Source organism: Roseovarius indicus (assembly GCF_008728195.1).
Classification (GTDB): Bacteria; Pseudomonadota; Alphaproteobacteria; order Rhodobacterales; family Rhodobacteraceae; genus Roseovarius; species Roseovarius indicus.
Map to the genome: position 1 here is coordinate 4,673,952 of NZ_CP031598.1, position 12,286 is coordinate 4,686,237.

15 protein-coding genes and 1 tRNA gene are annotated in these 12,286 nt (G+C 65.6%); 5 read left to right on the forward strand and 11 right to left on the reverse strand.

The genetic code is table 11. The features are described from left to right. Window positions 1-14: 14 nt before the first annotated feature. Together RIdsm_RS22360 and pyrF are read left to right on the forward strand one after the other, a co-directional pair. Window positions 15-329 carry a hypothetical protein gene (locus tag RIdsm_RS22360; protein WP_057820397.1) on the forward strand — a complete coding sequence of 105 codons (315 nt, stop codon included), beginning with the start codon at window positions 15-17 and terminating at the stop codon, window positions 327-329. Between the two features lie 149 nt (window positions 330-478). Continuing rightward, a complete protein-coding gene (gene pyrF / locus RIdsm_RS22365; protein WP_057820398.1) occupies window positions 479-1,168 on the forward strand; it encodes an orotidine-5'-phosphate decarboxylase in 690 nt (229 codons plus the stop codon). Window positions 1,169-1,267: 99 nt separating this feature from the next. On the opposite strand, the gene RIdsm_RS22370 is transcribed toward pyrF, so the two are convergent. After that, entirely contained in the window at window positions 1,268-1,690 is a 423-nt protein-coding gene (locus RIdsm_RS22370) for an NUDIX hydrolase (protein WP_057820400.1), read from the reverse strand. A gap of 107 nt (window positions 1,691-1,797) precedes the next feature. Between RIdsm_RS22370 and RIdsm_RS22375 the strand changes: the two genes are divergently transcribed. Next, on the forward strand, window positions 1,798-3,051 hold the full coding sequence (locus RIdsm_RS22375; RefSeq protein ID WP_057820402.1) for a DNA polymerase IV: 1,254 nt from the start codon (window positions 1,798-1,800) through the stop codon (window positions 3,049-3,051). A gap of 3 nt (window positions 3,052-3,054) precedes the next feature. Here the strand turns inward: RIdsm_RS22375 and RIdsm_RS22380 are convergent, their stop codons facing one another. Next, window positions 3,055-3,918 carry an N-formylglutamate amidohydrolase gene (locus tag RIdsm_RS22380; RefSeq protein ID WP_057820405.1) on the reverse strand — a complete coding sequence of 288 codons (864 nt, stop codon included), beginning with the start codon at window positions 3,916-3,918 and terminating at the stop codon, window positions 3,055-3,057. Window positions 3,919-4,065: 147 nt separating this feature from the next. Here RIdsm_RS22380 and RIdsm_RS22385 point away from each other — a divergent pair. Together RIdsm_RS22385 and ykgO are read left to right on the forward strand one after the other, a co-directional pair. Continuing rightward, window positions 4,066-4,140: transfer RNA gene (locus RIdsm_RS22385), tRNA-Val, on the forward strand. 83 nt (window positions 4,141-4,223) lie between these two features. Continuing rightward, window positions 4,224-4,349: a type B 50S ribosomal protein L36 gene (gene ykgO / locus RIdsm_RS22390; protein WP_057820407.1), complete on the forward strand. Its 126-nt coding sequence runs from the start codon at window positions 4,224-4,226 to the stop codon at window positions 4,347-4,349. A gap of 76 nt (window positions 4,350-4,425) precedes the next feature. Here ykgO and RIdsm_RS22395 read toward each other — a convergent pair whose 3' ends face one another. The 9 genes from RIdsm_RS22395 to sdhA form a co-directional block, all read right to left on the reverse strand. Next, window positions 4,426-5,085 carry a hypothetical protein gene (locus tag RIdsm_RS22395; RefSeq protein ID WP_057820409.1) on the reverse strand — a complete coding sequence of 220 codons (660 nt, stop codon included), beginning with the start codon at window positions 5,083-5,085 and terminating at the stop codon, window positions 4,426-4,428. 75 nt (window positions 5,086-5,160) lie between these two features. Further along, window positions 5,161-5,637 carry a GNAT family N-acetyltransferase gene (locus RIdsm_RS22400; protein WP_236553387.1) on the reverse strand — a complete coding sequence of 159 codons (477 nt, stop codon included), beginning with the start codon at window positions 5,635-5,637 and terminating at the stop codon, window positions 5,161-5,163. Beyond that, window positions 5,615-6,457, reverse strand: coding sequence for an urea carboxylase-associated family protein (locus tag RIdsm_RS22405; RefSeq protein WP_057820413.1), 843 nt, complete (start codon window positions 6,455-6,457; stop codon window positions 5,615-5,617). Before RIdsm_RS22405 ends, RIdsm_RS22400 begins: the two co-directional genes overlap by 23 nt. Window positions 6,458-6,461: 4 nt before the next feature. Then, a complete protein-coding gene (locus tag RIdsm_RS22410; protein WP_057820415.1) occupies window positions 6,462-6,674 on the reverse strand; it encodes a hypothetical protein in 213 nt (70 codons plus the stop codon). A gap of 68 nt (window positions 6,675-6,742) precedes the next feature. Continuing rightward, a complete protein-coding gene (locus tag RIdsm_RS22415; RefSeq protein WP_057820416.1) occupies window positions 6,743-8,386 on the reverse strand; it encodes an FAD-binding dehydrogenase in 1,644 nt (547 codons plus the stop codon). 63 nt (window positions 8,387-8,449) lie between these two features. Then, window positions 8,450-8,740 carry a hypothetical protein gene (locus RIdsm_RS22420; RefSeq protein ID WP_057820418.1) on the reverse strand — a complete coding sequence of 97 codons (291 nt, stop codon included), beginning with the start codon at window positions 8,738-8,740 and terminating at the stop codon, window positions 8,450-8,452. After that, window positions 8,737-9,516: a succinate dehydrogenase iron-sulfur subunit gene (locus tag RIdsm_RS22425; protein ID WP_057820419.1), complete on the reverse strand. Its 780-nt coding sequence runs from the start codon at window positions 9,514-9,516 to the stop codon at window positions 8,737-8,739. Before RIdsm_RS22425 ends, RIdsm_RS22420 begins: the two co-directional genes overlap by 4 nt. A 1-nt stretch (window position 9,517) precedes the next feature. After that, window positions 9,518-10,438, reverse strand: coding sequence for a hypothetical protein (locus RIdsm_RS22430; RefSeq protein ID WP_057820420.1), 921 nt, complete (start codon window positions 10,436-10,438; stop codon window positions 9,518-9,520). Window positions 10,439-10,480: 42 nt separating this feature from the next. Continuing rightward, complete coding sequence (gene sdhA, locus RIdsm_RS22435) at window positions 10,481-12,286, reverse strand: succinate dehydrogenase flavoprotein subunit (RefSeq protein ID WP_057820421.1); 1,806 nt, start codon at window positions 12,284-12,286, stop codon at window positions 10,481-10,483.

Consider the following 12,286-nt stretch of genomic DNA (forward strand, 5'->3'; position numbering starts at 1 on the left):
CAAGGATTAGTGCAATGCTTATCGAGAAACTCGGGTTTGACGATGTACGCTACAATCCGGAACTCTCTGCGTTCGAAGCGCTGGTGCAGATCAGGGAAGAGGGAGAGGTCTATTCCTACCCCGTCCATATGCTCGCGCCGCTCAACGCGGAATTCGATGTAATCGCCAAGGGGCTCTCCGACAAGGCCCTGCGCATCCATCGTCATGCCCCTGACCGCGCCATGCGCCTGCGCCGCGCCCCCGTCCCGGGCGAGGCCGCGCTCCAACTGGTACCCGTCAGCATCGAAACTGGCGAATTGCGGCGAAACGGCGCGGCGCTTGCCGCCTGAAGGGTCGGCCCCGATCCCGTCCAATCCGGGGCCCCTTGCCTTTCTGCCGCAATCCCCAACCCCCCGCGTTCCGCCCTCGCGCGGGGGGTTGACCTGTCCCCGCTCCCCCGCGAGAAGGTTCCAACCCCGATCGCAGAGGAGCGCCCCGGATGTCCGATGACCGTCTCATCGTCGCCATAGACCTGCCCAACGCCCTCGAAGGCTTGCAGCTGGCCGAAACGCTGGGCGACGATGTCTCCTTCTACAAGATCGGCCTCGGCATGCTGACCGGCGGCGGCCTCGCGCTCGCCAACGAGCTCAAGCAGGAGCACGGAAAGCGCATTTTCCTCGACATGAAGCTGTTCGATATCGGCGCCACGGTGGAAAACGCCGTGCGCGGGCTTGCGCAGTTCGACCTCGATTTCCTCACCGTCCACGGCGACCCGCATGTCGTGCGCGCCGCCAAGCAAGGCGCCGCCGGCAAGGACATGAAGATCCTCGCCGTCACCATCCTCACCTCGCTCGACCGCGACGACCTCGATGCCGGTCTGATGAAACCGGGCGACGTGCCTGACCTCGTGGGCGAACGCGCCGCCCGCGCCTTCGAAGCCGGCGCCGACGGGGTCATCGCCTCGCCGCAGGAAGCCGCCATGATCCGCGCCCTGCCCGAAGCCTCGGGCCGCCTGATCGTCACGCCGGGCGTCCGCCCCGCCGGCGCCGCCCTCGGCGACCAGAAGCGCGTCGCCACCCCGGCGCAAGCCTTGAAAGACGGTGCCGATCACATCGTCGTCGGCCGCCCGGTCTGGGCCGCCGAAGACCCGGCCGCCGCGGCCCGCGCCATCCTCTCCGAAATCGCCTGACCCGACCGCAGGAGTGGGGGCCAGCCCCCGAACCCCCGGAGTATTTCCGGAAAGATGAAAACCGGGCGCATCGCCCCAGCTTCATCTTGCCAAAAATACTCAAATTCCCAACGCCGCCACACCCTCCAGCACCCGAGGCCGAAAATGCGGCACCGCCTCTCCCGACGCGGCGAAGGCCTCCGGTTCCATCAGCAACCACCCCTGCCCTTCATCCCCGAACCGTACTTCCCGCGCCAGCTCGGCCGGAAGCGCGGCGGCGAAGAACCACGCCCGGCTCGGCACGGTGTAGAACCGCCGCCATGTCAAATCGAGGGAAGACAGGCGCAACCCCAGCTCCTCCTCCATCTCCCGCAAGGCACAGGCCTCCGGGCTCTCGCCTCCCTCACGCCCGCCCCCCGGCAGATCGAGACAGCCGGGATAGGCGATGCCGTCGATGTTATCCCGCCGGATCACCGCAAGCTGGCCACCCAGAAGCAGGATGGTCTTCGCCCCGTCGAACTCGGTTTCCGGATGACCTGTCATCGCACGAACGCCCCTGACGTTTTCTGACCGCGGCGCCTATATGCCCCGGTGAACTCCGGTTCGAAAAGATGTAAGCTCCCCTCGTTCCGACACAAGCGCCACGCCCCATGCCCTCCCTCTGCCGCTCCTGCCTGACCCAGTTCGACACCGGCGCCCGCTGCCCCGCCTGCCGCAGCCCGCGCGTGCTGTCGCATGACGAATTGAACACGCTCTCCATCGCCCACATGGATTGCGACGCCTTCTATGCCAGCGTCGAGAAACGCGACAATCCCGAGCTGCGCGACAAGCCCCTGATCATCGGCGGCGGCCGGCGCGGCGTGGTCTCCACCGCCTGCTACATCGCCCGCATCCGCGGCGTCCGCTCGGCCATGCCGATGTTCCAGGCGCTCAAGCTCTGCCCCGACGCCGTCGTCCTGAAACCGAGGATGGAGATCTACGCCCGCATCTCGCGCGAAATCCGCGCGATGATGGAAGAGCTCACGCCGGATGTCGAACCCCTCTCCCTCGACGAGGCCTTCCTCGACCTCACCGGCACCGAGCGCCTGCACGGTGCCCCGCCCGCGGTTATGCTGGCCCGCCTCGTCAAGCGCATGCAGGATGAGCTTGGCCTCACCGGCTCGATCGGGCTCAGCCACAACAAGTTCCTCGCCAAGGTTGCCTCCGACCTCGACAAACCGCGCGGCTTTTCGATCATCGGTCGGGCAGAAACGGCCGATTTCCTGCACGACCGCCCCGTCAGCCTGATCTGGGGCGTGGGCCATGCCACCCGCACCGCGCTCGACAGCGCCGGCATCCGAACCTTCTCCGACCTGCTCCGCTGGGAGCGGGAAGACCTCACCGCCCGCTTCGGCTCGATGGGCGAACGCCTCTGGCACCTCGCCCGCGGGCAGGATGCCCGCCGCGTCTCGGCCAATGCGCCGGTGAAATCCATCTCCAACGAAACCACCTTCTCCGAAGACACCGCCAGCCGAGACATCCTCGACGGCCATATCTGGCGGCTCTCCGAGAACGTCTCCGACCGCGCCAAGGCCAAGCGCCTCGCCGGCCGCGTCGTCACCCTCAAGCTCAAGCGCGCCGATTTTTCCACCCTCACACGCCGCCTCGCCCTGCGCGACGCCACCCAGATGGCCGACACGATCTACCGCACCGCCACCCACCTGATGGACCAGGTCGACCACAAGGCCCCCTACCGGCTGATCGGCGTCGGCATCTCGCACTTGGTGGCGGAAGACAGCGCCGATCTCTCCGGCGACCTGCTCGACCCCGAGGCCCGCTCTCGCGGCCTCGCCGAACGCGCCAGCGACGAAATCCGCCGCCGCTTCGGCAGCGACGCCATCATCAAGGGCCGCGCATTACGCTGAGAGTTATTCCGCCGCCAGCGGCTGTTCCACCGGCCGCCCGATCGCCGCGATCTCACCGACCACGCCATCCAGCAGCTTCTTGAACGATCGAAAGCGGGAATTCGGCCGCACCGTCCGCTCATCCATGTAAAGCGAGCGGTCGATCTCGATCTGCACCGCGTGCTGCCCCTTCGAGGGCCGCCCGTAATGCTGCGTCACATAGGCCCCGGCAAAGGGCGTGTTCCGCGTCACCACCAGCCCGGCCTGGTAGAACGCCTCCTCGATCCGGTCCACGATCTGCTCGCCCGCCGCCGCGCCGAACCGGTCGCCCAGCACCACGTCGGGCCGCCGGATCCCCGAGCGCGCCACAGAATCCATCGCCTCATGCGGCATCGAGTGACAGTCGATCAGAATCGCCTGCCCGAACTGCCGCTGCGCCTCCTGCAACTGCAGCCCCAGCGCGGTGTGATAGGGGCGCCAATAGGTCTCGATCCGCCGATCGGCCTCGGCCCGGGGGATCTTGCCGTTATAGATCGCCTGGCCGTTCGCCACCACGCGCGGCACCACGCCCAGCCCCGAGGCCACGCGCGGATTGTGCCCCGCCTTGCGCACCCCTTCGATCAGCGCCGGGTCAAGCTCGTCTTCGCTGCGGTTGAGGTCGATGTAGGCCCGCGGCACCGAGGCGCACAACAAGGGCGCACCATGCACCGGCGCGGTTTCGAACAATTCATCCACGAAAGCGTCTTCCGAACTGCGGATCGCATGCTCGTTCAGGGCAGATTGCCTCAGGAAACTGCGCGGATAATCCCGGCCGCTATGCGGCGATGCGAAAACCACGGAGGTGGTACGCCGCTCTGGGTGGATTATCTGAAACGCAAGCCTGTGCATCTGACCTCCTGCTCGATCGTATAATAGACCGAAATTACGCATCTAAAAGCCCTTGATCCCGTTTCCGACTCCTTTTATAGACCTCCATCACCGGCGCGGATTTCCGCGCCCCAATTCATTGGGGTGTATGAACCGTTCGGTATTCATGGGCGATTAGCTCAGTGGTAGAGCACTTCGTTGACATCGAAGGGGTCACTAGTTCGAACCTAGTATCGCCCACCATGAATTCACTGTTCCGCACCCGCTGCGGGACGCCCGCGAAACAAAGGCGCTGGCCCGCGCCGCGACCAAAGAGGAGAGGACCGATGAAGGTCAAGAACTCGCTCCGTTCGCTCAAGAACCGGCACCGCGATTGCCGCGTCGTGCGCCGCAAAGGCCGCGTCTACGTGATCAACAAGACCCAGAAACGGTTCAAAGCCCGCCAGGGCTGAGCTTTTCCGGCAACGGAATTTTCGGATAACCCCGCCTCCGGGCGGGGTTTTTCGTCGTGGCTGAACACCGCGGGCCTCAGGCCACACGCCGAAGGCACCGCCGGTAGTGAACGGCCAGGCCCGCCGCCGCAACCGTGAACCCGGCGACATACCCCAATATCCCGATATTGCGAAACCGCATGTCGCCGATAACCGCCCCCCAAAGACCGGCGAATGCCAGAACGCCGCTCGCAATCAATACCCATCTGAGCCAGCCCCCAAACCCGCCACGCTCGAAAGATGACCCCAGGCACACCGCGAAAAACCCGAAGAAGACATCCCACGCCAGCACGTCGAGCACATATACAACCGATGGCCACTCGAACGACAGAAGGTAAGGCTTATCGGCCAGGGCGCTCTCCCGCCCGAGCGCCAGAATGACCGCGTGAACACAGGACGTGACGGTCGCCAGCATCGCCGCGAACACGATGGCGGCCAACGCAAAAGGCCGCCGACGCGACGCACAGGTCGCATGAACCGCCACCGCAAGGCCCACGACCGCCGGCATCATCAGCAGGATCAGCCCCTCCATGACCGTGAAATACGGCTCGCCAATGGGCGCCCCCGGCACCTCTGTCGCCGCAAGGCCAAGGATCAGGGCAACGGCATAGGCGCCTTCGACCGTCACGATCAGCCCGGAACAGCCCAGCCCGACCCAAAGCACCGACCTGACAGGTTTGTCGCTGGAGGCCGACATCCTACCCCCCGAAGATCCAGTTTCAACGAAATCTACCCGCGGGCGGCTGCACTCGGCAACGCCCTTACGGCGGCCCTACCCGACCCGCTTCTCGAAATAGACCCGGTTGAACCCGTCCTCCGTCCGATGGCCAATCTCGGCATAGCCGAGATGCGGGTAGATCGACAGGTTCGCCGCCATCTTCTCGTTGGTATAAAGCTGCACGCTCGCCAGCCCCAGCCGCCGTGCCTCCGCCTCGCAGAACCCGATCAGCGCCCGGCCGATCCCCTGCCCGGCGGCGGCGTCGGCTACGGCCACGTTTTCCAGGAACAAATGCTCGCCGCGCGGGAAAAACACGATGAACCCCAGCACGGTGCCGTCCGCGCCCTCGGCCACGTGCACCACCCCGTCGCCTATCTGCCCCGCGAAATCCGCAACCATCGGCGCGGGCTTCCGCCCGATCGCGGCCACGTATTGCGCATAGGCCGCCTCGGCACAGCCCCGCACGGCGGCCTCATCCGCCGCCACCGCCGGCCTTAACCGTACCGCCTCAGCGCCCATGGCTCCGGTCATACCCGTTCACCGTCGGGCTCTCCCAGCCTTCCAACGCACCGGCCTCAGGCGCGAACACTTCCACCAGAAGCGGATGACACGCCGCCGTGTCGCTCGAATGCTCCGCCGAACAATCCCCGCCCGGGCACGCCGACAGCGCCCCCAGCAAATCGATCTCGGCAAAGAACTCCAGGTAGTCTCCCGGCCGAACTGGGCTCGCCTTCATGAAATACTGGCCCGTGTCCCGCGTGAACCCCGTGCACATGAAGACATTCAGGACATCATGCACATGCGGCTCCGCCTCTTCCAACGACACCCCCAGCTCATCCGCCAACGCCCGCGTCAGATTCGAATGACAGCAATGATGATACTGCGACCCGGCCAGCAAGTTGCCCGTATACGGATCGCACCGCGTCCCGATCACGTCATGCACCGAGCCGCCGAACCCGTCGATCCCGTACCACCCCAGCGTATCCGCGGTGATCGTCGCCATCGGCCGCAAATAGGGAAACGAAGACCACATCCGCTCCCCTTCCGTCAGATGCGTGCCATGCAGCGCCCGCGACTTGCCGGAATAGAACCGCTCCGAAAGATCGTGGGCATTCCACAGGTTCAGGTCGCCCACCTGCGGCCCCTCGACACTGCTGATCCGGAAGAACTGCCCGGCCCCAACACGAAATGCACCCGCTTCCCGCGGCGCCACCCGAACCTCGCCGATCTTCTCCGCCCCGGCCCGCGCCTTGGCGTACAATTCCAGATCCGGCACCGGCAACGTCTCGTTCGGGTAACAGATCACCGGCTCTACCGCCCGCCGCGCCTCGGCATCCTTCGGTTCCTGCATCCCGTCACTCCTTCTTGTCCGGCTGGTCCCTCCGGCAATGCAAAGGCTCTTTGCCCGTCGATGTAAAGGCCACGGCGCCACAGGCCGCGCACCGATACATCGCCTCCCCGTCCCGGTCACCCGACCGCACGGCCCGCCAGCGGCAGTTCCGCGTCGCCCGGTTCGAGAAGACAAGCACCAGCACGAAGGCAATGATCAGCCCGGCGACGATAATCACTATGACAGCTCCCTGGCAGTTACGCCCGGCACCCTATCAGCCCGGCACCCGAGGTTGGAGGGGCAGGCTCACGCCTCCCGCCCGGCCACGCGCCCCGAGAAGATGCACCCGCCCAGGAACGTCCCCTCCAGCGCGTTGTACCCGTGATACCCGCCCCCGCCGAACCCCGCGACCTCGCCCGCCGCGTAAAGCCCCTCGAACACCGAGCCATCCGCCCGCAATACCCGGCCATCGAGCCCCGTGTGCAGACCGCCCAGAGACTTCCGCGTGAGGATATTCAACCGCACGGCAATCAGCGGCCCCTTCGACGGGTCGAGAATCGCATGCGGCTTCGCCGTCCTGATCAGCCGGTCACCCCGATACGCCCGCGCCTGCCGGATCGCGATGATCTGCGCATCCTTGGCAAAGGGGTTCTCCAACTGCGTATCCCTTGCCTCGATCTGCCGCCGCAGCTTCACCGCCTCCAGCGGCACCTCCGGCGTGATCCGGTTCATTCCCTCCACCAGCTCGTCAAACCCGTCCGCCACGACGAAATCCGCGCCCTTCTCCTTGAACGCCTCCACCGCCCGCGTCGCCCCCTTGCCAAGCCGTTCCTTCAGAACCGCCCGCCACTTGCCGCTCGTCAGGTCGGGGTTCTGCTCGCTCCCCGACAGGGCGAACTCCTTCTCGATGATGCTCTGCGTCAGGACGAACCAGCTATGCCCATGCCCCGTCGCCAAAATCCGCTTCAACGTCGCCAGCGTATCGAACCCCGGCAGGCACGGCGCCTCCATCCGCTCGCCCAGCGCATCGAACCACATCGACGACGGCCCCGGCAGAATGCGAATCCCGTGATTGGGCCAGATCGGATCCCAGTTGGTCAGCCCCTCGGTGTAATGCCACATCCGGTCTTCGTTGATCGCGGCGGCCCCGGCCCCCTTGGCCACCTCCTGCATCGCGCCATCCACGTAATCCGGCACGCCCGAGACCATCACCTCCGGCGCCTTCCCCAGCCGTTCCTCCGGCCACAGCCGCCGCACCTTCTCATGATCCCCGCCGATCCCGCCGCTCGCGACGATCACGCTCTCCGCCTTGATCGCGAAATCCCCCACGATCTCCCGGCTCGTCGACGCCCCGCGCCTTGCCTCATCCTCGGCCAGCACATCGCCCCGCACGCCCGTCACCCGGCCCGCCTCCACATCCAAAGCCGTCACCCGATGCCGGAACCGGAACTCCAGCAAACCCTTCGCCTCGGCCGCCTTAGCCTCGCGCACGAAAGGCGCCACGATGCCTTCACCCGTCCCCCATGTGATATGAAACCGCGGCACCGAATTGCCGTGCCCGTCCGCCTTGCTGCCGCCCCGCTCGGCCCAGCCCACCACCGGGAACCACCGCAACCCCAGCCCCTGCAGATACCCCCACATCTCTCCTGCGGCAAAATCCAGATAAGCCTCCGCCCAGGCCCGCGGCATCGCATCCTCGGCCCGGTCGAACCCCGCGCTGCCCATCCAGTCCTGCTCGGCCAGCGCCCGGCTGTCGCGTATCCCCATCCGCCGCTGCTCCGGCGTATCGATCATGAACAGCCCGCCCAGACTCCAGAACGCCTGCCCGCCCAGCGATTGCGGCCCTTCCTGATCGAGCAGCACCACCTTCCGGCCCCGCCGCGTCGCTTCATACGCCGCGACCAGCCCGGCCAGCCCGCCTCCGATGATGATGATATCCGTCTCCGCCATGCGCGCCTCCCTTTCCCCCAAGGTTAGGGAGCAAGCCACGCCCGCGTCTACAGGAACGGCGCGTCAGCCCTTGTCGTAGAGCAGCCCGTAAAGATAGGCGCGCCGCTCCTCTTCGCTCAGCACGCCCGTCTCCCACCCGTCGCCAAAGGCGCGGCGGGTCTCTTCGTCGTCGTAATGGTCGTCAAACACCCGGCCCAGCCGGGACAGAAGCTCCGCCACCTCCGACGAGAACTTCTGCTCCCCCATGGCGACGCGGTTGAGGTAATGCATCCGCATCGCCAGTTGGTGGCAGACCGCCCGGAACTCCTCCTTCGACGTGAAGTCGAGCGAGGGGCGCTCCGGCTTGTCTGTCACACCGTGCGCTCCAGCATCATCTTCTTGATCTCGGCAATCGCCTTGGCCGGGTTCAGACCTTTCGGGCAGGTCTTGGCACAGTTCATGATCGTGTGGCAGCGATACAGCTTGAACGGATCTTCCAGATCGTCCAGCCGCTCGCCCGTCGCTTCATCGCGCGAGTCGATGATCCACCGATACGCATGCAACAGCGCCGCCGGCCCGAGATACTTGTCGCCATTCCACCAATAGCTCGGGCACGCGGTCGAGCACGACGCGCACATCACGCATTCATAAAGCCCGTCCAGCTTCTCGCGGTCCTCGATCGACTGCTTCCACTCCTTCGCGGGGCGGTTCGTCTTGGTCTCGAGCCACGGCATGATGCTGGCATGCTGGGCATAGAAATGCGTCAGGTCGGGAATCAAATCCTTCACCACCGGCATGTGCGGCAGCGGGTAGATCTTCACGTCGCCCTTGATCTCGTCCATGCCATAGATGCAGGCCAGCGTGTTGATCCCGTCGATATTCATCGCGCACGACCCACAGATCCCCTCCCGGCACGACCGGCGGAAGGTCAGCGTCGGGTCGATCTCGTTCTTGATCTTGATGAGCGCATCAAGAACCATCGGGCCACAGGTATCCATATCGATGAAATAGGTGTCCACGCGCGGGTTCTGCCCGTCATCGGGGTTCCAGCGATAGATCTGGAACTTGCGCACGTTCTTGGCACCCTCGGGCTTGGGCCATGTCTTGCCCGTCTTCATGCGCGAGTTTTTCGGCAGTGCCAGTTCGACCATGTCAATTCCTCCTGAGGATTTGCGCGGGCGCAGTGTCCTGCGCCGAATTGTTCTGCGGGGCCTTGCCCGCCGTCCCATCCTGCCGCAGCCGCACCAGCCGCTCGGCATCGCCGGGATAAACCTTCGAAAGCTTGTCGCACAACGCCAGGTCCTGCGCCGCAAGCCACATGACGATCTTGTATTCCGGATCGTCTTTCATTTCCTTCCAGCGGTCGAGCGTGTTCAGCTCTTCCGCCGCGCCCGCCTCCGCCTGGAAGGACGAGCCCTTGCCATAACGCTGCACTTCGCCCAGGCCATCGTCGCGGGTCTCGAAGCCCAGCCGCCCCAGCACCCCGGCGCGATACGCGGCATCGTTCATCCAATCTTCATAGCGGATCACGACGACACCCAGCTCCGTCTCGGCGATCGCCAGCTCGAGCATGTTGGCATACCCGCCCAGCGCCTTCAGAACGATCGCCACCCGCTGAGGCGCGGAAAAAGCCTCGTTCCCCTGCACCTTCTTCAGAAGCGACGCCGCCCAGTTCAGGAACCCCCGGCAGATCACCACGTCATGGCTGATCGCCGCCTCGTCCACGTCCACCGACACCGGCCGCTTCCGGCGATCATTCGGCATCACGTCCTCGTAAGAGAACATCAGCATCGTCCCGTCGCCCGCCTTCGCGGCATGCTTCACCGGGTTGCCCCCGTGACCGGCCACCCGCACCCCGTCGATCTCGATGGCGCGGTAGGTCTCGAACGGCTTCCGCCCTGGCGTGCAGTTGTTGAAGAACAGCGACCGACCCTCCGGCGCATTCCGCGCCAGCCAGTTGATCACCGCATGGTTCCCCGATCGCCGCATCCCGAAAACGCGCAGCACCGGCCCGGGGGTGATCCCAAGCTGCGGCCACGCGCTCATGGCTGCGATATCCAGTGCAGGGCCCATCCGGCCTCCTGTGCTATGGCACGCGCGCCAGCCATCCCGCTCTTAGAACGTCCGTTCCTTCGGCGCGATCTTCTTCAGCGCGATGCCACCTTCCTTCTCGGTGGTCAGCGGGTCCTCGACGATCGGCCGATAGCTCAGCTTGACGTCTTTCCCATCGACCCGCGCGATCGTGTGCACGCGCCACTTCTCGTCGTCGCGCGTGGTGAAATCCTCGTGCGCATGGGCGCCCCGGCTTTCCTGCCGTGCCTCGGCCCCGGTGATCGTCGCCAGCGCGTTCGGCATCAGGTTGGTCAGCTCCAGCGTCTCCATCAGGTCGCTGTTCCACACCAGGCTCCGGTCGGTCACCTTGATATCGGAAAGCTTCGCGGCGATCCCGTCCATCTTCTCGACACCGGCGGCCAGCGTCTTCGACGTCCGGAACACGGCGGCGTCTTCCTGCATCGTCCGCTGCATCTCCAGCCGAAGCTCGGCGGTCGGCGTGCCGCCATCGGCATTGCGCAGCCCGTCGAACCGGTCGAACGCCTTCTCCACCTGGCCCGTATTCGTCGCAGGCACGGCACTCTCGGCATCCACCACCTTGCCCGCGCGAATGGCCGCGGCCCGGCCGAACACCACGAGGTCAATGAGCGAGTTCGACCCCAGCCGGTTCGCCCCGTGAACAGAGGCACAGCCCGCCTCGCCCACGGCCATCAGGCCCGGCACCACGGCATGCGGGTCCTTCTCGGTCGGGTTCAGAACCTCGCCCCAGTAGTTCGTCGGAATACCGCCCATGTTGTAATGCACGGTCGGCAGCACCGGGATCGGCTCTTTCGTCACGTCCACCCCGGCGAAGATCTTCGCAGACTCCGAAATCCCCGGCAGCCGCAGGTTCAGCGCCTCGGCCGGCAGGTGGCTCAGGTTCAGGTGAATATGGTCGCCATTTTCGCCCACACCCCGGCCTTCCCGGATCTCCATGGTCATCGAGCGGCTGACATAATCCCGCGGTGCAAGATCCTTGTAGTTGGGCGCATAGCGCTCCATGAACCGCTCGCCCTCGCTATTGGTGAGGTACCCGCCTTCACCGCGCGCCCCTTCCGTGATCAGGCAGCCCGAGCCGTAAATCCCCGTCGGGTGGAACTGTACGAACTCCATGTCCTGAAGCGGAAGACCGGCCCGCGCCACCATGCCCCCGCCATCGCCGGTGCAGGTATGCGCCGAGGTCGCGCTGAAATACGCCCGGCCATAGCCGCCCGTCGCCAGCACCACCATCTTGGCGTTGAAGACATGCATCGTCCCGTCATCGAGCTTCCAGCACACCACGCCGGTGCACTGGCCGTCATCGCTCATGATCAGGTCGATGGCGAAATACTCGATATAGAACTCCGCCTTCTGCTTCAGGCTCTGGCCATAGAGCGTATGCAGAATCGCGTGCCCGGTCCGGTCGGCGGCGGCACAGGTGCGCTGCACCGGCGGGCCCTCCCCGAACTCGGTCGTGTGCCCGCCGAAGGGGCGCTGATAGATCTTGCCCTCTTCGGTGCGCGAAAACGGCACGCCATAGTGCTCCAGCTCGTAAACCGCCTTCGGCGCCTCCCGCGCGAGATACTCCATCGCGTCGGTATCGCCCAGCCAGTCCGACCCCTTCACCGTGTCGTACATGTGCCATTGCCAGCTGTCGGGGCCCATGTTGCCAAGGCTCGCGGCAATCCCGCCCTGCGCGGCCACGGTGTGCGACCGGGTCGGGAACACCTTGGTGATGCAGGCGGTGCGCAGCCCCTGCTCGGCCATGCCCAGCGTCGCCCTCAGCCCGGCGCCGCCGGCGCCCACGACAACGACGTCATAATCATGCGTCTCGTATTCGTATGCAGCCAT